The 22714-nt window shown below is 70.4% G+C and carries 21 protein-coding genes and 1 pseudogene; 9 read left to right on the top strand and 13 right to left on the bottom strand.

Features of this window, described 5'->3' with window-relative positions:
- Positions 1–11: 11 nt before the first annotated feature.
- The 8 genes and pseudogenes from OHU74_RS31840 to OHU74_RS31805 form a co-directional block, all read right to left on the bottom strand.
- Positions 12–647, bottom strand: a complete 636-nt coding sequence (locus OHU74_RS31840; RefSeq protein ID WP_371619085.1) for an HAD family hydrolase — start codon at positions 645–647, stop codon at positions 12–14.
- Positions 648–657: 10 nt separating this feature from the next.
- On the bottom strand, positions 658–1539 hold the full coding sequence (locus OHU74_RS31835) for an alkaline phosphatase family protein (protein ID WP_371619084.1): 882 nt from the start codon (positions 1537–1539) through the stop codon (positions 658–660).
- Positions 1540–1596: 57 nt separating this feature from the next.
- On the bottom strand, positions 1597–2868 hold the full coding sequence (locus OHU74_RS31830; protein ID WP_371619083.1) for an alpha-L-fucosidase: 1272 nt from the start codon (positions 2866–2868) through the stop codon (positions 1597–1599).
- 92 nt (positions 2869–2960) lie between these two features.
- Positions 2961–4580 carry a glycoside hydrolase family 13 protein gene (locus OHU74_RS31825; RefSeq protein WP_371619082.1) on the bottom strand — a complete coding sequence of 540 codons (1620 nt, stop codon included), beginning with the start codon at positions 4578–4580 and terminating at the stop codon, positions 2961–2963.
- Complete coding sequence (locus tag OHU74_RS31820; protein ID WP_371619081.1) at positions 4581–5504, bottom strand: carbohydrate ABC transporter permease; 924 nt, start codon at positions 5502–5504, stop codon at positions 4581–4583.
- The gene (locus OHU74_RS31815; protein WP_371619877.1) at positions 5501–6316 is read right to left on the bottom strand and encodes a carbohydrate ABC transporter permease; all 816 of its coding nucleotides are present in this window, start codon (positions 6314–6316) and stop codon (positions 5501–5503) included. Before OHU74_RS31815 ends, OHU74_RS31820 begins: the two co-directional genes overlap by 4 nt.
- Before the next feature lie 246 nt (positions 6317–6562).
- On the bottom strand, positions 6563–7867 hold the full coding sequence (locus tag OHU74_RS31810; protein ID WP_371619080.1) for an ABC transporter substrate-binding protein: 1305 nt from the start codon (positions 7865–7867) through the stop codon (positions 6563–6565).
- A gap of 241 nt (positions 7868–8108) precedes the next feature.
- Positions 8109–8363, bottom strand: a pseudogene (locus OHU74_RS31805) (alpha-L-fucosidase); the annotation flags it as partial.
- On the opposite strand from OHU74_RS31805, the gene OHU74_RS31800 reads away from it, so the two are divergent.
- On the top strand, positions 8313–9200 hold the full coding sequence (locus tag OHU74_RS31800) for a helix-turn-helix domain-containing protein (RefSeq protein ID WP_371619079.1): 888 nt from the start codon (positions 8313–8315) through the stop codon (positions 9198–9200). The pseudogene OHU74_RS31805 and the gene OHU74_RS31800 overlap by 51 nt on opposite strands.
- Here the strand turns inward: OHU74_RS31800 and OHU74_RS31795 are convergent.
- Entirely contained in the window at positions 9152–10063 is a 912-nt protein-coding gene (locus OHU74_RS31795; RefSeq protein WP_371619078.1) for a MerR family transcriptional regulator, read from the bottom strand. The genes OHU74_RS31800 and OHU74_RS31795 overlap by 49 nt on opposite strands.
- Positions 10064–10317: 254 nt before the next feature.
- Between OHU74_RS31795 and OHU74_RS31790 the strand changes: the two genes are divergently transcribed.
- Together OHU74_RS31790 and OHU74_RS31785 are read left to right on the top strand one after the other, a co-directional pair.
- Positions 10318–11961 (top strand): carboxylesterase/lipase family protein, encoded by a 1644-nt coding sequence (locus OHU74_RS31790; protein ID WP_371619077.1) that lies wholly within the window; start codon positions 10318–10320, stop codon positions 11959–11961.
- 191 nt (positions 11962–12152) lie between these two features.
- Complete coding sequence (locus OHU74_RS31785; RefSeq protein ID WP_371619076.1) at positions 12153–14759, top strand: tetratricopeptide repeat protein; 2607 nt, start codon at positions 12153–12155, stop codon at positions 14757–14759.
- A gap of 14 nt (positions 14760–14773) precedes the next feature.
- Here the strand turns inward: OHU74_RS31785 and OHU74_RS31780 are convergent, their stop codons facing one another.
- The 4 genes from OHU74_RS31780 to OHU74_RS31765 form a co-directional block, all read right to left on the bottom strand.
- Positions 14774–16024 carry a hypothetical protein gene (locus tag OHU74_RS31780; protein ID WP_371619075.1) on the bottom strand — a complete coding sequence of 417 codons (1251 nt, stop codon included), beginning with the start codon at positions 16022–16024 and terminating at the stop codon, positions 14774–14776.
- Positions 16017–16499, bottom strand: coding sequence for a hypothetical protein (locus OHU74_RS31775; protein WP_371619074.1), 483 nt, complete (start codon positions 16497–16499; stop codon positions 16017–16019). Before OHU74_RS31775 ends, OHU74_RS31780 begins: the two co-directional genes overlap by 8 nt.
- A 119-nt stretch (positions 16500–16618) precedes the next feature.
- Positions 16619–17113 carry an HIT family protein gene (locus OHU74_RS31770; protein WP_371619073.1) on the bottom strand — a complete coding sequence of 165 codons (495 nt, stop codon included), beginning with the start codon at positions 17111–17113 and terminating at the stop codon, positions 16619–16621.
- Between the two features lie 90 nt (positions 17114–17203).
- Positions 17204–18169 carry a pirin family protein gene (locus OHU74_RS31765; protein ID WP_371619072.1) on the bottom strand — a complete coding sequence of 322 codons (966 nt, stop codon included), beginning with the start codon at positions 18167–18169 and terminating at the stop codon, positions 17204–17206.
- A 190-nt stretch (positions 18170–18359) separates the two neighbouring features.
- Here OHU74_RS31765 and OHU74_RS31760 point away from each other — a divergent pair, with 190 nt between their 5' ends.
- From OHU74_RS31760 to OHU74_RS31735, 6 genes are all read left to right on the top strand, one after another.
- Positions 18360–18716 carry a tetratricopeptide repeat protein gene (locus tag OHU74_RS31760; RefSeq protein WP_371619071.1) on the top strand — a complete coding sequence of 119 codons (357 nt, stop codon included), beginning with the start codon at positions 18360–18362 and terminating at the stop codon, positions 18714–18716.
- Positions 18717–18819: 103 nt separating this feature from the next.
- On the top strand, positions 18820–20016 hold the full coding sequence (locus OHU74_RS31755) for a methyltransferase (protein WP_371619876.1): 1197 nt from the start codon (positions 18820–18822) through the stop codon (positions 20014–20016).
- Positions 20017–20115: 99 nt separating this feature from the next.
- Positions 20116–20871: a MerR family transcriptional regulator gene (locus tag OHU74_RS31750; RefSeq protein WP_371619070.1), complete on the top strand. Its 756-nt coding sequence runs from the start codon at positions 20116–20118 to the stop codon at positions 20869–20871.
- 129 nt (positions 20872–21000) lie between these two features.
- The gene (locus OHU74_RS31745) at positions 21001–21654 is read left to right on the top strand and encodes a DUF6230 family protein (protein WP_371619069.1); all 654 of its coding nucleotides are present in this window, start codon (positions 21001–21003) and stop codon (positions 21652–21654) included.
- Positions 21645–22055, top strand: a complete 411-nt coding sequence (locus tag OHU74_RS31740) for a DUF6114 domain-containing protein (RefSeq protein ID WP_371619068.1) — start codon at positions 21645–21647, stop codon at positions 22053–22055. The genes OHU74_RS31745 and OHU74_RS31740 overlap by 10 nt, the downstream gene beginning before the upstream one ends.
- A complete protein-coding gene (locus OHU74_RS31735; RefSeq protein ID WP_371619067.1) occupies positions 22052–22705 on the top strand; it encodes a hypothetical protein in 654 nt (217 codons plus the stop codon). Before OHU74_RS31740 ends, OHU74_RS31735 begins: the two co-directional genes overlap by 4 nt.
- The last annotated feature ends 9 nt before the right edge of the window (positions 22706–22714 follow it).

Here is a 22714-nt window from a genome sequence, read left to right as displayed (position 1 = left end):
GGCCGTTCGGGTCAGCGGGCCACCAGGGAACGGAGCAGCTCCGGGTCCGCCTCGGTCAGCCGTTCCAGGACCAGCCGCCCCTCGCCCGGTTCGGCCGGCACGGTGGAGGGGACGACCAGTACCGCGCAGCCGGCCGCCTCGGCGGAAGCCGTGCCCGTGGGGCTGTCCTCCACGGCCACGCAGGAACGGGCATCGACGCCCAGGGCCTTCGCCGCGGCGAGGTAGGGATCGGGATGCGGCTTGGTCCTCGGGGTCTCGCCCTCCGCCACGGTCACGGCGAACCGGTGTGCGCCGAGCCGCTCCAGGACCAGGTCCACGATCGGGCGGGGGGAAGCGGAGACCAGTCCGAGCGGGACGCCGGCCGCGGCCAGGGCGTCGAGGAGTTCCACCGCCCCCGCCATGAGCCGGGGGCCGCGGGCGACCCGCTCGTGGAATCCCGCCAGGAGGTCCTCGCCGATCTCCACCACCGTCCGCGCGGCGCCGCCGACGGCGTGCAGGTGGGCGGCCGTGTCCGCGACCGACCGTCCTACGACATCGGGTACGTCGGCCTCGGTCAGCGTGTACGCCAAGGACGCGGCCACGGCTTCGGCCGCCTGCCACCACAGCGGCTCGGAGTCGATCAGCGTCCCGTCCATGTCGAAGAACACCGCCCGCACGTCAGACCCCGGCCGGTACGGGGACGACGGGGGCCGAGAAAGGCAGACCGTCGAGCGTCCAGTGCGAGTCGGACGCGAGGCCGAGGCTCGCGTACACCTGCGCGGCGACATCCTCGAAGCGCAGCTCCCGGGCGGGAGGCCCGGTGGGGATGTCCGGGCCGCAGCAGGCGACCCAGGCCGTCCGCTCCTCCACGCTCCGACCGCCGTGGCCGCCGCCGTCCCGGTGGCCGTGGTCGGTGACGACGATGACGGTCCAGGCTTCCCGTGCGTATCCGGGACGGGCGCGGACCGTGTCGAGCAGGCGGCCGAGGCGTTGATCGGCCCGCTCTATCGCCCGCAGGTACTCGTCCCCGCAGCCGAGCAGGTGTCCGGTCTCGTCGACCGAGCCGAGATAGACGAAGGAGACCTCCGGGTCGTCGGTCGCCAGCACGTGGACGGCTTCCCCGGTGACCTGGTCGTCGCAGACCTGCCAGTCCTCGCTGGTGTCCGCGCGCGGTGCGACGTACGAGAGCCTGCTGGGTGCGGCGAACAGCGGGCCGCCCTGGCGGGCGAGCAGCAGCGGCTCCCAGCCGGCGGCCACGAAGGTCTTGCGGCCGTTCTCCTGGGCGAGCCGGGTGGTGAAGTCCGGGAACACGTCGAGGCGGTGGCCCGTGAAGTTGTTGCCGTAGACGCCGTGCTTGGCGATGCCCACTCCGGTGACGACGGTGGCCCAGCAGGGGCCGGACATCGTGGGCGTGGCCTCGTCGATCTCGATGGGGCCGAGGAATCCGGCGGCGGCCACCACGTCGAGGTGCGGTGTGGCCACGGTGGGGAGCGCGTCGAGTCGTACCCCGTCGATGCCGACGACGAGGACGTGGCGGCGGGGGTCGGGCGAGGTGGACAAAGGTCGGTTTCCCGTCTTCGGTGGGTGAGTGGGTGGGTGGATGGCGGCGGCGGCCGGTCAGTGGACGGGGTCGTCGAACTTCTCCGTGGCGCCGCGGGGCTGCTCTTCGAGCGCGGGGGCCGCTCCGCGGCCCGTGAAGAATCCCGATATGCCGGCCAGTCGGCTGCCGGAGCCGGTGAGCCGGATGCTCAGCTTGGTGACCTCCACGGGAGGGAACGCGTGGATGCGGCGGACGCCGACGGTCCGGCCGGAGGCGATCACCTCGCCGTCCACCAGGACCTCGTGCCCGCTGATGAACTGGCCGTCCGTGAGCTCCTCGTTCAGTTCCAGGTGGTCGAGCACGACGGGCCTCGTGAACCGGGCCTCGACCGTGCCGCCCGGTCCGGTGGCCAGCCGCGGGACGAACGGCCGGGAGAAGCTCCGTTCCACCTCCGCGGTGAATTCGAGCAGGCGCGCGCCGTCCGCGGGGTCGATGCGGCCCGTGCGGTCCGGCGGGACGTTCAGGAGCAGGCCGGCCCCGAGTCCGAGCGAGCGGTACCAGATGGCGAGGAGGTGCTCGCGGCTCTTGAGGGTGTGCAGGTCGTCCGGCTGCCAGAACCAGTGTCCGCGGATGGGTACGTCGCACTCGGGCGGCAGGTAGCGGGCCCGGCCGAGCAGGGCCGCACCGTCGTCGTAGATGCTGATGCCGGTCGAGTCGACGGTGTACCGGCAGGGGTCGCTCGCCAGCCCGTCCTCGTTGCCGATCCAGCGGATCGTCGGGGCGCCCATGTTGAACACCATGGCGTCCGGCTGGTGTTCGGAGATAAGGGCCGTGACGGCTTCCCAGTCGTAGGTCCTGCCCTCGGATCCCGCGCCGTCGAACCACAGCTCGTACAGGGGGCCGTACCGGGTGCACAGCTCGGTGAGCTGCTCCAGGTAGAAGGCGTCGTAGGCTTCGGGGTCCTCGTAGCAGGGCGCGTTGCGGTCCCAGGGGGACAGGTAGAGGCCCAGTCCGATGTCTGCTTCCCGGCAGGCTTCGGCGAGTTCGGCGACGACGTCGCCCCGGCCGTCGCGCCAGGGCGACGAGGCGACCGAGTACGTGGTGGTGGCGGTCGGCCAGAGGCAGAACCCGTCGTGGTGCTTGGCGGTGAGGACGACGTACCTGGCGCCGGCCGCGACCGCGGTCCGCACCCATTGCCGGGTGTCCAGGGAGGTCGGGTCGAAGCTGGTCGGGTCCAGCGTGCCGTCGCTCCACTCACGGCCGTTGAAGGTATTGATGCCGAAGTGCAGGAAGAGACCGAACCCGTCCCTCTGCCAGGCGAGTTGTGCGGGTGTGGGGCGGGTGGTCATATCGCTTTCCCTTCGAGATCGGGAGGCGGGGCGGAGCCGGCCCCTGCGCCCCCACGGCTGCGGGCCGGCTCCTCACGGGGATCACGGCGCCGTCAGGCGGTGCGCATCCACACGGCGGTTCCTCCCGGCAGCAGTCCGCTCCCGGTGAGCGGCCCACTGGCCAGCAGGAGGCTGGAGCGCGGGGGCAGTTCGACGGCCTCGGCGGCTAGGTTGACGAGGCAGGTGAAACCGGCGCCGCGGGTGAAGGCCAGGACCCCGTCCGGGGCCGGGAGCCATGCGAACTCCCCCGCCACCAGGTCGGGTTCCGTGCGGCGCAGGCCCAGGGCAGCGCGGTAGAGCTCCAGCGTGGACGCCGGGTCGCCCTGCTGCGCGGCGGCGCTGAACCCGGCCCAGTCCGGGGGCTGCGGGAGCCAGGGGGTGTTCGTCGCACCCTCGGGGCTGAACCCGTACGGGGCCCCGTCCCCGGACCAGGGCAGCGGCACCCTGCAGCCGTCCCGGCCCCGGTCGGTGAATCCGGAGCGGGGCCACCTCGGGTCCTGGATCAGCTCGGCCGCGATGTCCTCGACCTCGGCCAGGCCGAGTTCCTCGCCCTGGTAGACGTACGCGCAGCCGGGCAAGGCCAGGGTGAGCAGCGCCGCGGCGCGGGCTCGGCGCCTGCCGAGGGCGAGGTCGACGGGGACGCCTTCGGTGACCGGATCCCAGCTGTGCCGGGTGTCGGCCCGGCCGTAGCGCGTGACGTGGCGGATGACGTCGTGGTTGGAGAGCACCCAGGTCGGGACCGCGCCGATCGGCCCGTGGTCCGCGAAGGTCCGGTCGATGACCGTGCGCAGCGCTTCGGCGTCCCAAGCCGTGCTGAGGAAGGGGAAGTTGAAGGCGGTGTGGAGTTCGTCGGGACGCAGGTAGGCGCGGAACCGGTCCCGGTCCTCGAGCCAGATCTCGCCCACGAAGACCCGCTCGCCCTCGTAGGAGTCGGCGAGGGCACGCCAGGAACGGTAGACCTCGTGTACCGGGTCCTGGTCGGTCCACGGGCTGTCGTTCGCGTCGCGCGCCCGGTAGTCGCGGACCTCCGGCAGGCCGGGGGCCTTCGCGAGATGGTCGGCGACGTCGATGCGGAAGCCGTCGACCCCGCGGTCCAGCCAGAACCTCAGGACGTCCTCGAACTCGGCGCGGACGTCGGGGTGGTCCCAGTCGAAGTCCGGCTGTTCGGAGGCGAAGAGGTGCAAGTACCACTCGCCGTCGGCAACCCTGGTCCAGGCGGGGCCGCCGAAGTGGGACTGCCAGTCGTTGGGCGGCAGTTCGCCGGCCGTTCCGCGTCCGGGGCGGAAGTGGAAGCGGGCCCGCTGCGGTGATCCCGGGCCGGCGGCCACGGCTTCGGCGAACCAGGGGTGCTGGTCGGAGCAGTGGTTGGGGACCAGGTCGATGATGATGCGCAGGCCCAGCGCGTGGGCTTCGGCGATGAGCCGCTCGGCCTCGGCGAGGCTGCCGAAGAGCGGGTCGATGTCGCGGTAGTCGGCCACGTCGTAGCCGCCGTCGGCCATCGGGGAGGCGTACCAGGGGCTGATCCAGACGGCGTCGACGCCGAGTTCGGCCAGGTAGGGCAGGCGGGCTCGGATGCCGGCCAGGTCGCCGACGCCGTCGCCGTTCCCGTCGGCGAAGCTGCGGGGGTAGATCTGGTAGACGACCGCGCTCCGCAGCCAGTCCTCGTTCTTCATCTACTTCACCGCTCCGGCGGTGAGTCCCGAACGCCAGAAGCGCTGCAGGCAGAGGAAGGCGATCACCAGCGGGATCACCGCGATCAGGGAACCCGTGATGGCCAGCGAGTACATCTCGGGGCTCTCGGTGGTCGAGACGTTCCACATGTGGAGGCCGAGGCTGACGGGGTACAGGTTCTTGTCGTTGAGCATGATCAGCGCACCGTAGAAGTTGTTCCAGCTCGCGGTGAAGGAGAAGAGGAAGAGCGTCATGAATCCGGGGGCGAGCATCGGCAGCGCGATCCTGCGGAAGGTCCGCACCTCGCCGGAGCCGTCGACCCTGGCCGCCTCGATGACCTCGTACGGAACGTAGCCCTCGGAGAAGACGCGGGCGAGGTAGACGCCGAACGGGTTGACGAGCGAGGGGATGAGCAGGGCCCAGTAGGTGTTGGTGAGCCCGGCCTTGGAGGCCAGCAGGTACATGGGCAGTGTCAGGACGGCCCCGGGTACGAGGACGCCGGCGAGGACCACGCCGAAGAGCTTCTCCTTGCCGGCGAAGGCGTACTTGTCGAAGGCGTATCCGGCCGCGACGGAGACGAGCGAGGAGAGGGCGGAACCGACCACTGCGTAGACGACGGTGTTGAGCAGCCAGCGTCCGTAGATGCCGTCATTGTGCGTGAAGACCTCGTGGATGTTGGAGAAGAGGTTGAACTCCCCGAACTGGAAGCCGTTGGTGGCGAAGAGGTCGCGGCGGTTCTTGGTGGCGGCGATCAGCAGCCAGCTGATCGGCATCAGCGTGTAGAGCGCCAGCATGACCAGTACGGTGTTGACGGCGGCCTTGGAGGCCCAGGCCCGCGGGGCGCGGGGCCGGCTCGGCGCCGTGGAGCGGACGGGCGGCACGGGGGTCCGCTCGACGGTGCGGGAGGGGAGGGCTTGCGTGCTCATGATTCCTGCCACCGCTTCCCGATCCGGGTGACCACGAAGGACAGCGCCCCGGCCACGAGGGCCAGCAGCAGCGACGCGGCGGCCGCGGAGGCGTAGTCCTGGTCGATGAAGGCCTTGCTGACTATGTACATCGTGGGCGACCAGTCGTTGCCCAGTGCCTGCGCCTTGTCGGAGAGCAGCCTGGGCTCGGTGAAGAGCTGGATCGCTCCGACGCAGGTGAACAGGACGGTCATGACGACGGAGGACCGGATGATCGGCACCTTGATGCCCAGGGCGATGCGCCAGGCGCCCGCTCCGTCCACGGTGGCGGCCTCGATGACCTCGCGGGGCACCGCTTGGAGCGCCGCGAAGAAGATCACCATGTTGTAGCCGATCCACTGCCAGACGGCGATGTTGACCATCGACGACAGGGAGTTGGCGGGCGAGAAGAAGTTCCAGCTGCCGCCCGCGCCGTCGATCCATTCGATCACGGGGCTGAGTCCGGGAGTGTAGAGGTAGATCCAGATGATCGCGGCGATCAGTCCCGGCACGGCGTGCGGCAGGAAGAAGGCGAGCTGGAAGAAGCGCTTGGCCCGGGCATAGGTCGAATCGACCAGCAGGGCCAGGCCCAGGGCACCGCCGATCATGACCGGGATGTACAGCACGCAGTACGTGGCGACGTGCAGGAAGGACGTGCGGAACTCCGGATCGGCCAGCACTGCCGAGTAGTTCGCCAGACCCGCGAAGGTCCGCTCGACGCCGCCGAATCCGAGTCCCGAGGACTGCTCCCGAAACACGCTCATCCACCCCGCGTAGACGACCGGCGCCACCATGACGAGGGCGAACAGGACGAAGAACGGGACGAGGAACAGGGCTGCGGCGCCGCGCTGGTTGCGGCGCAGCGTGTTTCCGGCGCGTGCCGGAGCTACGGGAGGTGATGCCACGGTTGGCTCCTTGGCGGTGCGGGTGGTTCAGACTTCCTGCTTCAGGCTTCCGGCTTCCGGGTTCCGGCTTCCGGGTTCCGGCTTCGGCCTCCGCGGAGGGGGTGACCGCGAGGGTTCGCGGTCACCCCCTCCGCGTCACTCGGCGAGCTTGAGCCCACGGCTCCCGATGGTGGTCCGGGCCGATTCCTGCGCCTTCACCAGGCCGTTGGCGAGACCGTTCTTGGCCGCCTCGTCCTTGAAGTCGGCGTTGACCTTGCCCCAGACCGGGCCCCAGGTCCAGCCGGGAACGATCGTGTCGATCTGCTCGCCGGTCAGCTTGTAGAAGTCCTGACCACCGAAGTAGGAGGTGTCGAAGGCCTTCGCCGCCACCGCGGCCATCTCCCGGTTCGCGGGCAGGCTGGTGCTCGGGTTCTTCAGGGCGCCGATCCGGGCCGTCATCGCGGCCGGGTCCGTGGTCACCCACTTGACGAACTCCGCGGCGGCCTTCGTGTGCTTGCTGCCCTTGGGCACGGCGAAGCTGGTGCCCCCGAACATGCCGCTGGCCGGGGTGCCCCAGTTCGGGATCGGGGCGACGCCCCACTTGCCCTTGAGATCCGGCATGGTGGAGATCATTCCGCCGCCGCTCCAAGCGGCGCCCACGATGCTGGCGGACGTGCCGTCGGCCCTGGACTTGTTCTCCTCCGGAGTACCGGAGCCGTAGTTGAAGACCAGGTCGTCCTTGAGCATCCCCTGCCAGAAGGCGGCGACCTTCTGCGAGGGGGCGTCGTTGATCTCGGGCTTCCAGGCGCCGTCCTTGATCTGGAACCACTTGGCGCCGGCCTGCCAGGAGAGCGTGGCTTCCAGCGGAGTGTCGGTCGGGAAGTTGCCTATGCGCGCCTTGGGGTCCGCCGCCTTGATCTTCTCGGCGGCCGCACGGTACTCGTCCCACGTCGTCGGCACGGACACCGCGTACTTCTCGAAGAGGTCCTTGCGGTAGAAGTACACCTGCGGAGTCGCGTCGAAGGGGACCGACCACGTCTTGCCGCCGAAGGTCACCAGATCCTGGACGCCGGCCGGGAAGCTCTTCTTCACCAGTTCGCCCGAAGAAGCGGTGAGGTCCTCCAGGTAACCCTGGCTCGCGAACTCCGGGACCATCGCGTACTCGATGGTCGTCACATCGGGCGCGCCGCCCGCCTTGATCGCGTTGCTGATCTTGCTGTAGCCGTCAGCGCCGCCCGGGATCTGGGAGAACTGGACCTGGATGTCGGTGTGCGTCTTGTTGAACTCCGCGGCAGCGGCCTCGGCGCCGGCGGTCCAGGTCCAGTACGTGATCGTCACGGGCTTGCCGTCGTCCTTCGCCGCCGACGAGGTGGTGGAGCCGGAACCGCAGGCGGAGGTCAGCAGGGCAAGGGACACCGCTGCGGCCACCGCGCCGTAGACACGCAAGGACTGAGCCTTCATCTGTACTGCTCCTTGGCGAGTGGGCTGAACGACTTGAATCATTCGCCCACGCATCTTGAACGTCAAGACCATGTGAACTATTGATCAAAACGATCAGATCGCCAGTGTCCGCACGCCCTTTCAGCCCCGGCCCTTGCCCCGGTAGAGGCCTCCACGGGCGGTAGCGCCGCCAGGCGACCGGGTCCTCGCGCCCCTCGGGCGGGGTGACGAGGGGGTTGGTGCGCACGTCCTTGACGACCGTCAGATCGGATTGTGCGGAGTCCCGGAGGCAGACCCCGTCGTGGTGGCGTGCGGTGAGCACGGCGTACCGGGCACCCGACTTGCGTCGGTGAACCACTTCTGCATCGCCATGCGACACCCTCCTCGTCGATTCCCGAGGTGGTCCAGAACGTGTGCCATCTCTCGCTGCCGGCACCAACGCCAGAGTTTGGACAGGGCAGTTCGTATGGGCGGGGCTCACCACCACTGGTATTTTTTCACCGTGATCGCGATCCATTTGAACGAGCCGCCGAGGGTCGCCATGGTCGGTGTGGGCGTGCACGGGACCTCCACGGCGCGGGAGGTGTTCCGGCTCCCGGACCTGTGGCAGCTGCACCTGTACGGATACGCCGGGGAGTTGGTGATCGACGGAACGGTCCACACCATCCGGCCGGGTCATGTCAGCCTCGTGCCGCCGGACACCCCGGTGGAGTTCCGCTACTTGGGCAGGTCCGAGCACCTCTTCGCCCACCTGTGGCTACCCGAGAGCGGCGAGTCCAGCCGGGTGCCGGTGATGCAGGACGCGGGAGCGCAGGCTTCGGCGCTGTCCGAACTGCTCCACAACGCCATCGCGGCCGCACCCGGCTCCCCCGCCCGGGCGTCCGCCGAGATCTGGGCGGCGCTCTGGCGGGTGGCCCAGCTGCCACCGCCGGTACTCCAGGGCGCCCCGCACCCGGCCGTCACCCGGGCCGTCGCGCACATCGAGGCCCACCTGGCCCGGCCCCTGGCCGTACCGGACGTCGCACGGGCCGCCCGGGTGTCCCACAACCAGCTCACCCGGCTCTTCCGCGCCGAGACGGGCGACACCGTCATCTCCTACATCCGGCGACGGCGCCTGCACCGGGCCCGGCACCTGCTGCTCGAGTCGACCCTCTCCATCCCGGCGGTTGCCGCGTCGGTAGGCATCGCCGACCTGCAGGCCTTCAACAAAGCCTGCAGGCGCGAACTTGGCGCCTCCCCCCGCGCCGTCCGTGCGGCGGCGGCGCCGGCGTCCGCCGAAGGGGCGTACCGGCCGCGGCCGAAGGCTCATTTTCCGGCTATCGAGAGCGACAGTCCGTCGGTCAGCCATCGATGAGCCACCGTCATGTTCAGCACGCGCCCGCCGGTGGCGGTGCCGACGAGGGCCCAATACCGTTCCAGGCGGGGGTCGAAGCCGGATGACCTCGTCACCAGCCCGTGCAGGTATGCACGAAAGGCCGGGGTGTCCGACTCCCGCCGGGCCCGTGCGTGGGCGGATACGAATGCGTTCACCGCATCCCCGGCGCTGGGCGGGAGACCCTGGGCCAGTGCGGCGGCCGTCAGCACGGCAGCTTCGTCGATCTCCCCGTAGAAGGCCGGGGCGTCCCTCATCTCCTCGTCGTGGTCCTGAGTCCAGCGGGTGAAACTGGGCGTGGCGATGAGCAGATGAAGCTCCGCGTAGGCCAGGGCCGAACCGGGATCGGGGTCCTGCGGTGGGGCGGGCGACAGCATGGCGATCATGATGTCGAGTCGGTGCTTGGGCATGGTCCCGGACAGCTCGCGATACCAGTGATCGGTGAGAGTGCGGTGCGCCTGCGGCAGCCGCTGCACGCGGGAGAGGATCTCCAGACGCCGGAGCCGCTCCTCGCTCGTGCAGTCGTCCAGGGACTGGAGCGTGGCCTGGCGCCACCGCAGTTCGGTCAGTCGTTCCTGCACCATTTCGAGCTCGGTCGCCACCAGTTCACCGAGGGAGCACTCGCCGGTGACCACCTGCGTGATGGTCGCGATCGGGGTGTCCAGCGCCCGTAGGCGTCTGATGAGACGGATCCGCTCCCACGCCTCAGGACCGTAGCGCCGATGACCACCGGCGCTACGGCCGGCCAGGGGCAGCAGACCGCTGTCGGAGTAGTAGCGCAGGGTCTTCACCGGAACCTCCGTTCCGGCCGCGAGCTCACCGATGCTCCACGTGTCTTGCGTCACAGCCTCTTGAACCTCCAGTGCGCGGGAGGTTCTAGCGTATTGATCACTGACCGCGCCGGTCCGCACCAGCCCCCCACCGCCCAGGACTCGTTCCGGCCCGAGCGACCTCGTGCGGGCTCGTCCGACCTCGTCCGACCTCGTCCGATCCCAACCCCTACCCCGACCCCGACCCCGACCCCGACCGAGAACGGTGGGTACGCATGTCCCCGACCATGACAGCACCGCGTCCATCCCGAAGAGCCAGGATCCGTGGGGTGCTCTTCCCCCTGCTCTGCGCGGTGGCGCTCCTCACCGCCACCGCCGTGCCGGCGACCGCCGCACAACCCGGTTCCCCGCATTCCGCGAGCCAGAGCGGTGACGTCGTACGGACCGACCACGGCCTGGTACGCGGTGTGTCACACGGCTCGTACACCACCTTCGACGGCCTTCCCTACGCTGCGCCTCCGACGGGACCGCTGCGCTGGCGCGCTCCCGTACCCGCTGCCACGTGGCACGGTGTCCGGGATGCGACGACGGCGGCTCAACGCTGCGTCCAGATGCCGGCACCAGGTGCGAGCGCGGTCCTCGGATCGGAGGACTGCCTCTACCTCAACGTCACCGTGCCGACGCCGAAGCCGAAGCCCGCCGGACAGAAGCGGCCCGTGCTGGTGTGGATGCACGGCGGTGCGTTCCTGGGCGGCTCCGGCGGCGACTACCGCGCCGAACAGCTGGCGGTCCGGAGTGACACGGTCGTCGTCACGGTCAACTACCGGTTGGGGATCTTCGGTTACTTCGGCCACCCCGGGTTGGGCTCCGCCCCGCCGTTCGGTCTGGCGGACCAACAGGCCGCCCTGCGCTGGGTGCGGGCGAACGCGGAGCACTTCGGCGGTGATCCGGGCAGTGTCACGCTGTTCGGCGAGTCCGCAGGCGCCCTCAGCATCTGTGCACACCTCACCTCACCGACCGCCGTCGGACTCTTCCAGCGGGCCGTACTCCAGAGCGGTTCCTGCCTCATGTCCTTCCCGCGCGGCGCTCTCGGACCCGGGATACCGGCGTACGAGCCGTTCGCCTCACAGCACGATGTCCAGACGGCCGGAGCAGAAGCCGCCCGGCAACTGGGCTGCCCGGCGGACGGCGGAGCCGAGGTGCTGGCCTGCCTGCGCGGGCAGAGCACGGATCGCCTCGCCACCGCGCAGCTGATGCAGTCCTTCAACCGGCCCGCCTTCGGCAACACGTTGCTGCCCGTGGCACCGGCCGAGGCATTGGCATCGGGACGCTTCCACCGCGTGCCGGTCATCCTGGGCACCAACCACGATGAGATGCGGATGTTCGTCGGCCTGACGCTCGCCGCGTTCCCGATCCGCACCGAGAGCGACTATCGCGCCCGTCTGGTGGACGCCTTCGGGCTCGATGCCCCGGCCGTCGAGGCCCAGTATCCGGCAGCACACCACCCCACGCCCGCACTGGCCTGGGCCACGGTGCTGACCGATCGATCCCTCGCATGCACCACACTGGCGGCCGGGCGAGCCATCGCCGCTCATGCCCCGGGCCTCCCCCTCTACGGCTACGAGTTCAGCGATCCGGGTGCTCCCGTCCTCACCGGTCTACCGGCGAATCCGGACTTCCCCTACGGTGCGGCGCACGGCTTCGAGATGCCGTTCCTGTTCTCCTCCCTCCCCACCGAGCAACCGCTGACCGATGCCCAGCGCGCCCTGTCGGACCGGATGGTCGACTACTGGACGAACTTCGCGCGCACCGGCAACCCGAACGCCTCCGACGCACCGCTCTGGCCTCGCCTCCACCCTTCGTCACCTCTCGCGCGGTCGGTGCAGTCGTTGGCCCCCGGAGCAGGCGGAATCCACCCCGTCGATGCGCGTTCCGCGCACCACTGCTCGTTCTGGGACCGCCTGCCTCAGTGAGCCTCTGCGCGTACCGGATCAGGACGCCCCCGGCGTCGCAGAAGCCAATCGGTCCCGTCAGCCACCGGGCTCGACCGCCTCCTCTCGCTGACCGATTTGCACACACACTGCTGACCGCGGGGCCCGCCGTGCCGCAGAGTGGGGGACAACGGCGCGAGCTCGACAACACCGGCGAGAACCATGGGGGTCACATGGCTGGCAGGGCGACGTACGACGACTTCACCGGCGGTGACTTCGGCGCGGACGACTCCGAACGGGACGACGCCCTCCCCGGTGTCTCCGAGGGTCCGCTCTTCGGCCGGGGCTACGAGGCGCGCGCTTTGCTGGACCTGATCGACCCCACGCGGCCGGGCGAACGGGAAGTGGTGGCCGTGGTCATGGGGCCGCCCGGTACGGGCAGGTCAGCACTCGTGTCCCGGGTCGCTCGTGAAGCCACGGCGCGCGGCTGGTTCCCCGGCGGAGTGCTGCGCCTACCCGACCCCGGCGCCCCCTGCCCGGGCACGCACCGTCCCCCGGACGTCGCGGTTGCCATGGCCGCAATGCTGCGGTTCCTCGGGCTGCCCGACAGGCAACTCCCGCCGGAATCAAGCGCGTCCGACGCAGTGACCGGGTTCCTTCTGTCTTCCTTGGCGACCCCGGGAGAACGCCTGCTCGTGATCGCAGAGGACGTCACTGACGCCACTGAACTCCGCTTCCTCCTGAGCATGGAGGCGCCGCCCGTCTTACTGGTCACGGCAGTCGAATCCCTGGACCTGACCGCCGCAGCCACGTTACGACTCGGTCCGCTGGCCGAGGACCCAGCCGCACGCCTGATCACGGGCGCGCTGCGGTCGAGCGGCCCGACAGGCTCGCGTCGACCGGGTGGATCCGACGGGCTGCGCGAACTCGTCGCCAGCTGCGGGCGACTGCCCGCAGCCCTGGTGGCGGCCCGTGCTCTGCTGGCCAACCATCCCGGGCTGTCGTTCGCCGCTCTGGCCATGGAGTTGACCGCGAGCAGGACGGAGACGGAGACCGATGTCACCGGCCATCCGGCGAGTTCCCCGTTTCTGACCGGCGTCCTCAATGCAGCCCGACGGCGGCTCGCACCCGACCGGGCCGAGGCGTTGCGGCTGCTCGCCCGAGCGCCCGGAGAGGAATGGTCCACGCAGGCCATCGCCGCGCTGATGGGCTGCTCGCCCGCCGAGGTGACGGACCTTCTGGCCCTCCCCGCCCGGCTGCAACTCGTCGAGCGGCATGGCGGCGGTGAGGGTCGCACCCGCGGCGACCGCTGGCGGCTGTCCACTCACCTGCCGTGGGACCAGGCTCAGGCCTCGGCCCCGGCCGGGCGCGCCGCGGTCGCGGACCAGGACGAAGCAGCGCTCGACCGCCTCTTCCAGTACTACGACGACCTGTCCGCGGCCGCCGACCGGCACGTCCGCGGCCAACCCGCGAACCAGGCCGGCCTCTCTCCCTTCGCCGACCGCGACCAGGCATTGAGGTGGTTGGAGACCCATCAAGGGACTCTTGTCGCCGCCGTCCGTCACGCTGCGGCCTCAGGGCGCGCCGCAGTCGCACGGTCGCTGGCTCTTCATGTGACCGAGTTCCTTGTCCAGGGACGGCGCCATCACGACGTGCTGATGGTGTGCGGGACGGCGCTGGAGGCAACCCTCGCCGCCGGCGAGGTGAACTCCGTCGGCAACCTCGTGAACAACGCGGCGCTGGCGCTTTCCGGTCTGGGCCTGTACGACGAGGCGGTCACCGCCTTCGACTGGGTCGCCGACGCATGCCAGACGGCGGGCGACGCCGAGGGCACCGCAGTGGCCCTGTCCAACAAGGGCGTCGCACTCCACTCGGCCGGGCGACTGGAGGAGGCGCACTCCGCCCTGACGGTCGCCCGGTACGTCAGCCGGGAGGCGCGAGACGAGCACGGCGAGGGAGCCGTGCTGCACAACCTCGGCATGCTCCTGCGAGACCTCGGCGACCTGGAGGGCGCGCTGGAGGCCCTCACCACCGACCTGGGGGCGTGCGTAGACAAGGGCGACCAGCGAGGAACCGCGCAGACCCTGGTCAGCCTCGCAACGGTACTGAGCGAGAGCGAGCGCCCGGAGGAGGCCGCCAGCGCCGCGGCCCGGGCCGCGGCCCTCTTCGCCGAGCTGGGCGACCAGCACGACCAGGCGATGGCGCTGTTCAACCTCGGAAGTCTGCTGCTGAGCCTGGACAGGAACGACCAAGCGGTCAATGCCCTCGATGCCTCCGCCGAGCTCTTCGCTCGGGCGGGCGACCCAGCCGGCTCGCTCACGCCACTCAGACAGCTCGCGTGGGCGCACGATACGGCCGGGCGGCGGCTTGAGGCCTGGGCGGTGCACTCCCGGTGTCTGTCCGTGGCCTTGGCGGTGGGTGACCTGAAATCAGCCGCTGAGGCGCTGGGCAGCCTGGGGAGCATTCTGTTGGCCGGCGGACAGTTCGAGGATGCGATTGCCGCGCACGCTCAGGACCTGGCCATCTGCCGAAGCATGGGAGACAGGGCGGGGGAGGCCCAGGCGCAAGGCAATCTCGGCCTCGCGCTGCTCGGAGCAGACCGGGTGGAGGATGCGATTGCCGCCCACACTGCAAGCCTGGAGATCGGCCGGGAACTCGGCGACCTGCGTTCCGAAGGGTTCGCCTGCGCCAACCTCGGCGCCGCCCTGCCCCGGGCCGGCCGCACCAGGGAAGCCGAGTCGGCGTTGAAACGGGCCCTGGAGATCTTCTCAGGGGAAGGGGACGAGGTGTACGCGCACGAGGTCTCCAGGCGGTTGGCCAAGCTGAGGGCCGGGGAATGACGGCGGGCCGCAGCTCAGACGCGCGGAATCACCTTCTCGGCGATGTGGGCCACGAAGTCGTCCTGGACCGTCCACTTGGTGAAGTCCTTCAAGTCCCAGACGTGTACGCCGTACGTTTCGGAGAGCTCCTCGGTCCTCAGCCGGTACACGTACTTGCGCACGAGCTGCTTGCGTTCGGTCACCTGTGACAGCCGGCGTGCCTTCGCCTCGTCGCCGAGGTGGCGCGCGAGCTCGGTCAGGATCTCCATGGTGACGTAGAAGCAGTCACTGGCCTCCGTCGCCCTGAGGATCGCTTTCACCGCCGCGCCGGTGAACGGGTCCGCGGGCGCTCGGGGAGTGGGCGTGGGCCCCTGTGCCCCCAGGTTCCCGTCACCGGCCTCGGCTTCATCCACGTGTCCGTCCCGGCCTTCGTCGCCTTGGCCGTCCTCGCCTGTGTCCCCGGCCGTCAGCCCGCCGAGCCGTCCGCGGCGATGGCTATTGACCTCCCAGATTGCGGCGTTCATGTTCCAGGTGAACGCGGCGCAGTCGGCCTCCGCCTCCCGGCGGATCTCGTCCGGCAGATGCGAGAGAAAGTTGGGAACCCGGCTGCGACCGAGTCCCCCGAAGTGGTCCATTTCGATGTGCGAGAGCTCGTGGCACAGCGTGAAGCGCACATTGGAGCGCCACACCTGTCTGACCGTGTCGGAGTACGGACTACTGCACGGCACGCCGTGCGGGATGACTGATTTCGTCAGGGTCGGGTCGCGGTGGAGCGTCGAGCGGAGATAGGAGAGGACGCACTCGTCCAATGCTTCGACGAGCTCCTGGTTCTCACGCACGCGGCCCACCCCGGCGTACTCGTAGGCGAGCGGCAGCGCCCATGCAATGTTCGCGGAGAGCTCGCAGACCAGCGGGGAGACCGCGATCACGTGGCCGGCCTGCTCACCGGGATTCTCGAACACCCGGGACTCCATCGCGAGCGACGGAAGGAAGACCGCCTCGACCAGCCCTGCTCTACGCCGGGTGACAGGCCAGTCGGTGGTGCCGTTGTCGGATACTTCCACGGCGGCGCGGGCGATGAGCACGCCGTCGAGGATGTGCCGGAGCATGTCGTTGGACTGTGCGTAGGACTCCCATCCACGCAGACCGCTCCCGGGAGCGATCCATCGCCGGACGAACTCACGGTCGGCGAACACCCTGCCCCGCTTGGCCGCTTCCCTTGCCAGAGCCGGGTTCTGGTCGTCCCGGAAGAGGGAGCTGCGGGCGTACCCTGGTGCCTCAGACACCAGGCTCGGTCTCGGCGGGGGCAAGCTCGGCGGGGGCGGCTTCGGCCTCGACCGCGCTGGTGGGGATCTTCCCCGTCGGCGCCGAGTCGGCAGCAGGTGCGTCCCTTCCTCGGCCGAGCGCCGCGAGCAGGCTTTGCGTCGCTCCTTCGGCGTTCCGGACCTCCAGCTGGCCGTCCTCGCTCCGGATCACCATCACCCCGCGCGGGACCGAACCGTCCGACCGGATGATGATCTCACCGTCCCCGAGAGCGTCGATGACGATGCCCCGCTGGAACATCCTGCGCAGGGACCCGATCGCCACGGTCAGCGCGGACACGGTAGAGGTCCCGACGATGAGGATCTCGTCCAGCGGAACGCTGCCCTTGGCGTCAACCACCTTGAAGTCGGCCGGGATCTCGCTCAACGCGGACCTGACGCTGTCGACTTCTCCCTGCTCCAGGGATGCGAGAACGCTAAAATGCGCGACGTCTTCCATCTCTCTCAATTCCTGTTCGGGTCAGCCCTGTTGGCCGCATGAATCAACGGCCTTTCCCTCTCCTGCACCATCCGGGCCACTGCGAAACCTGCCGCGAAAGCAGGCTGCGGGCCGGTGGTTCACCCCTCTTCGAGGAACCCCCGGGCGATGAGCGCCTCGCGCAGGCGTCCAGCCGTCTCGGCCGCCTGCTCCGGCGGATTCGGCAGGACACCGTTCTCCGTCATCAGAGCGTGGAACTGCTGCTGCGAGTACGGAACGCCGGCCGGCAGGGGGGCCACGTGCCAGTGCAGATGCGCATTGCCCTGCTGGCTGCCGAGCGAGTAGAGGTACGTCCGCTCCGGCTCGCAGACAGCCTCGACAGCGAGGGCGATCTCCCGGACGAAGAGCATGAGCCGGGTGTAAGCCTCCTCGCCCAGGTCGCGCACGGCATGCTCGACGTGCGCCTTCGGTGCAACGAGAACCTTGCCCGGCACAGTGGGCCACCTGTCCAGGAACGCCACGTGATCGGCATCCTCGAACACCGTCTCGTGCGAGTAGTCCGGGTCCCCGGCGAGGAAGGCACAGACGAAGCACGGCCCGCTCCGCGTGCGCTCCACGTATGCCGCAAGATCCATCGGCCGTCGGTCCATCGACACCGCTGCCCCTCTCCGTAGGGTGCGCCAGTCTCCCCCAGCCCTGCGACGCCTGATTCAAAAAGACGCAGGTCAGCGCACCCGTCCCCGGGGCTTCAGGGGTACCGGCGGGAGGTTCGGGGCCGGGATCGGGGGGCCGTCGTAGCCCTTGACCTCGCCGTAGCGGGTGCCCTCCATCCAGTCCGCGCGGAACTGCTCGATGTCGGCCTGGCTGCGCCCGATCCAGTTCCAGAACATGACCAGCTCCTCCTCGAACGGCTCGCCGCCGAGCAGCATCAGGCCGGCGTCGGAGAGTGCGCGCAGGGGGAGGTCCGTGCGGCCGCAGCCGAGGTAGAGCATCGAGCCGGGGAGGAGGCGGACCCCGTCGACTTCGGCCTCGCCCGACATCGACAGGACCGCGTACTCGAAGTCCGGGTCCAGCGGGAGGCGGGTTTCGGTGCCCGCAGCCAGCGCCAGGTCCGCGCCGACGATCGGGGAGTACGTGGATCCGGGCGAGGTGGCGGTGTCCAGGGTGCCCAGGATGACGGTCGCGGTCAGGCCGGGGGCGGTGACCTGCGGGAGGTCCGCGTGGTGCTGGAAGTGCGGGGCCACGTCGCGGTGGGCGTCCGGCAGGGCCACCCACAGCTGCGCGCCGTGCAGGAAGCGGGCGTGCCGGCGCGGGCTCTCCTCGGAGTGGCTGATTCCGTGGCCCGAGGTCATCAGGCCGAGTTCGCGGGGGCGGATCGTCGCCAGGCTGCCGACGCTGTCGCGGTGCAGTACCTCGCCCTCGTGGAGCCAGCTGACGGTCTGGAGGCCCGAGTGGGGGTGGGGGGCCACCGCCATGCCGGGCTCTTCGGCGATGTCGTCCGGGCCGTAGTGGTCGACGAAGCACCAGGCGCCCACCATGCGGCGGCCCAGGTTCGGCAGGAGCCGGCGGACCTCGGTGGATTCACCGAGCTTGACGGTGCGCGGGCTCAGGAGCTCGCGCACGGGCTCGGCCACGACGAATCCGCGGCCGCCGCAGGTGGAGAGAGCGGGCTGGCGATCGAGATTGCTCATGGGGCACAACTTAGTACCGGCGCCGTCGCCGCGGTCCTTGGAATGTGGAACGCGCCGCCCGTGTTGGAGCGGGTGCCGCAGAGCGCGCCGGAGCCCCGCCGGAAGGGGCGGACCTGCGCGAGGACCCGGCACCGGACGCCGCGGCGCACTGCCGCCCGGCGTGGCACCCGAACGGCGGAAGGGATTTCGAATGAACGCGTCGACCGCGACCGGCTACCTGGAGCACGGGACCACGGCGGAGCGCTGGGAGCGGGCGAGGCTCTTCTTCGAGGCCAAGGAGTACGCGACGGCCGCCCGGGTCCTGGGCACCGTGACCGCCGAGGCCCCCGAGCAGCTGGCGCCCCGGCTGCTGCTGGCCCGCGCCTACTACCACTCCGCCCAGCTCTCCCCGGCCGAGCGCGAGCTGCGGGCCATCCTGGACCGCTGGCCCGTGGAGGACTACGCGCAGCTGATGCTGGGGCGGACCCTGCAGCGCCAGGGCCGGGCCGCCGAGGCGGCGCCGTACCTGAGGATCGCGGCGGCGATGGCCGGCGAGTTCCCGGAGTAGAGGGCCCGTCCCGGACCCCGCGGACACCCCCTGGCACTCCCCCGGCCCCGCCCATGCGGGACCGGGGCCGCCCCTCGGTTAGCCTGGGGGCAATATGAACCGTCTGACCACGCCCTTCGGCTCCTACGAGCTCGCCCGCTTCCCCGAGGACCCGCGCGACCGGCTCTTCGCATGGGACGCCGCCGACGAGTACCTGTTGCGCCACCTCGAATCCGGTACGGGCGAACGCGGCCCGGTAGATCTCGCCGGCGCCGGGCAGATCACCGTGATCGGGGACCGGTGGGGGGCGCTGACGACGGCGCTGGCCGCGCACCACCCCACCCAGATCACCGACTCCTCGCTGACCCGCTCCGCGACCGCCGCGAACCTGGACCGCAACGGCATCGGCACCGCCAAGGGCACGGTGACGCTGCTGACCGTCCAGGACCCGCCGCCCGAGCGGATCGACGTGCTCCTGGTGAGGGTCCCCAAGAGCCTGGCGCTGCTGGAGGACCAGCTGTACCGGCTGGCCCCGCATGTGCACGCCGGCACCGTCGTCGTGGGCACCGGCATGGTGAAGGAGATCCACACCTCCACCCTGCGGCTCTTCGAGAAGATCCTGGGCCCGACCAAGACCTCGCTGGCCGAGAAGAAGGCCCGCCTGATCTTCTGCACGCCCGGCAACCCCGGAGCGACGCATCCCACGACCCCCGGGCCGTGGCCGGTGACGTACACGGTGGACCAGGAAGCGGGGTCGGGCTCCGGCCTGACCGTCGTCAACCACGCCGGGATCTTCTGCGCCGACCGCCTCGACATCGGCACCCGGTTCTTCCTCCAGAACATCCCGACCAACACGGACGGGGCCCGGGTCGTCGACCTGGGCTGCGGCAACGGCATCGTCGGCACGGCGGTCGCGGTGGCCGACCCCGACGCCGAGGTGGTCTTCACCGACGAGTCGTACCAGGCGGTCGCCTCGGCGCGGGCGACGTACCGCGCCAACATCCAAGGCCGTCTGGACCGGGCCGAGTTCCTCGTCGGCGACGGTGTCGCGATGCTGCCGCCCGGGTCGGTGGACCTGATCCTGTGCAACCCGCCGTTCCACTCCCACCAGGCGACGACCGACGCGACGGCGCTGCGCATGTTCGCGCAGTCGCGCAAGGCGCTGCGGCCGGGCGGCGAGCTGTGGGTGGTCGCCAACCGCCACATGGGCTACCACACCCATCTGCGCCGCCTCTTCGGCAACAGCGAAGTCACCGCGAGCGAGCCGAAGTTCGTGGTCCTGCGGGCGGTCAAGCGGCGCGAGCAGCCCCGCCCGGCGTGACCTGCCGCGACACCGGGCCGAAGGCCTCCCGGAGCGCTGCGGGAACGCCCCTTCGGTAACCCGCCGGTAGGCCCGCCGCTTCGTCCTACACTCGGCCGCGTGAGCAGTCAGGTGGATCAGGACGGGAGTTCCGGCGGGCGCTACCGCCGGGAGGACGTGGCCCGCGCGGCCGGCGTCAAGGTGCGCAACCTGCGCTACTACCAGGAGCGCGGGCTGCTCCCGCCGCCGCGCCGCGAGGGCCGGATCGCCTGGTACTCGGACGACCACCTCACCCGACTGCGGCTGATCAGCGACCTGTTGGGGCGCGGCTACACCGTCAACGGCATCGCGGAGCTGCTGGCCGCCTGGGAGCAGGGCGGTGGGATATCCCAACTGCTGGGCCTGGAGCGGGAGATGACCCGCAACTGGGAGCAGGAGGAGCCGGTCTCGATGTCCCGGGCCGAACTGCGCGAGCTGTTCGGCCCGACGGCCTCCGCCGAGGACACCCGGCGGGCGGCCGAGCTGGGCTACGTGACGATCACCGGGGACCTGGTCACGCACCGCAGCGCGCGCCTGCTGGACGTCACGCTGACGCTGGTGCGCGCGGGGGTGCCGCTCGGGGAGGTCCTGGATGCGGGGGGCTTCGTACAGACGCAGGCGGCCGCGGTGGCGGACCGGTTCGTCGCCCTGTTCCGGACGCACGTGATCGGCGCGGAGGGGCTGGAGCAGCTTTCGGCCACGCGGCTGCGGCAGATCACGGAGGCGGTCGCCGCACTGCGTCCGCTGGCGGGCGAGGTCGTGGCCGCCGAGTTCGCGCGGGCGATGGCCCGGCGGGTGGACGCCGAGGTCTCCGAACTGCTGCGCACCGAGCCGTAACCCGACCCGGCCGGACGGCAGGACTCGGCCGAAAAGGTACGCCCGAGCAACCTTGCCAACCCCCATTGGCACTCTTACATTCAACTCGTCGGTAACAACGGTGCACAGCCGAAGACAAGGGTCGATCTCATGGCAGATTCCCCGAAGTTATCCGAACCGCCCGGCGACGCGAACGAGGGCAGAGCCGACGACGAGGGCCGGGTGCGCTGGCGCCGGTTCGCCGTACTGACCGTCCCCGCCATCGCCGTGACCGCGGGTCTCGGCATCGCCCTCGCGCAGGGCGCGCTCGCCGCCTCCTTCGCCGTATCGGGACAGCAGTTCAAGGTCTCGGCGACGAGCCTGGAGGGCGAGGGCTTCGCGCAGTACGGCAGCGTGGACGTCAACGCCCGCGAGGAGCTCATCCCGGTGGCGGTCACCGCCATCAAGGAGGCCAAGCTCCACAGCCTCTGCCAGTCGGTGGTCACCACCCTGCCGCTCATCGGCGACATCTCGCTCAACCTCACCGCCGGCCAGAAGGCCCCCGTCGAGGCGAGCAACCTCTTCGTGGACGCCACCCAGCTCTCCGGCGACGCGGTCTTCACCAACATCGAGATCGGCCGGGACGCCTCCACCCTCGACAAGGGGCCGACCGAGGCGGTCGGGATGCAGGACCTGTTCGCCCAGCAGGCGGACACCGTCACCATCTCCGACCTCCACCAGACGGCCTGGGCCACCAACGCGGGCACCTTCAAGCTCTCCGGGCTCAACATGAACATCAGCAAGGGCAAGAAGGAATGCTTCTGAAGCGCTGGCGGCGCGGCCGGCCGTTCTGGGGCGGGGTCTTCGCCATCATCGCCGGCGCCGAGATCTGCGCCCTCCCGCTCGCACCGTTGAAGATCATGCTCCAGCAGGGAGTGGCGGGGATCCCGTCCGTCCTGATGGGCATCGTCATGATCGTGCTCGGCCTCACCGCCTGGTTCTCGCCGGCGCAGCGCAGCCTGGCCGGCGTCCTGACCACCCTCATCGCCACCGCCGCGCTGGTCCTGTCGAACCTCGGCGGGTTCCTGATCGGCACCCTGCTCGGCATCATCGGCGGCGGCCTGATGTTCGCCTGGCAGCCGAACGCCGCCAAGCACGCTCCGCCCGCCGCCACCCCCACCCCCGCTCCTCCACAGCACCACGATCCCCAAGGAGCACAGCCATGAGCCGTACGCGCACCACCCTCACGCTCGCCGCGGCCGCCGCGGCGGGAGCGCTGTCGCTGGCCCCGGTCGCCGCCGACGCAGCGCCGTTACCCCTGGCCGGGTCGACGACCGTCACTCCGGCAGGACACGCCTTCAAGGCCACCCTCAGCGGCAAGGCCACCCTCAAGGCCGGTTCGGTCACGGTGACCTGCACGGTCTCCGTCTCCACCGGCGCGGTGCCGGCCGCCCCCGGCAACCAGAACGCCTCGGGCCCCGTCTCCTCCCCGATCTCACCGCCCACGTACAGCTCCTGCACCTCCAGCATCCCCGGCGTGACCCCCACGGTCACCACGAGCGGCGCCTGGTCGGTGTCCATGCAGAACGGCTCCCCCGTCACCGCCACCATGACCGTGCCCACGGGCGGGCTCGTCGTGCACACCACGGGCCTGGCGGTCTGTACGGTCACCGCCGCGCCCTCCGGTCCGGCGGGCGTCGCCGGAAGCTGGACGAACGGCGCCCCGCCGAGCCTGACCTTCGTCAACGCCTCGGTGCCGGTCACCGTCACCGGCGGTTTCGGCTGCCCGACGAGCGCGACCTCGTCCACCTTCAACGCCGTGTACAAGGTGGCCGACACCACCGACCCGGCGCAGCAGATCACCGTCGGTCCCTGACCCCCGACC

Source organism: Streptomyces sp. NBC_00454 (assembly GCF_041434015.1).
Lineage (GTDB): Bacteria > Actinomycetota > Actinomycetes > Streptomycetales > Streptomycetaceae > Streptomyces.
Note: the sequence above shows the minus strand (reverse complement) of the source record. Positions and strands in the feature narration are given on the sequence as shown.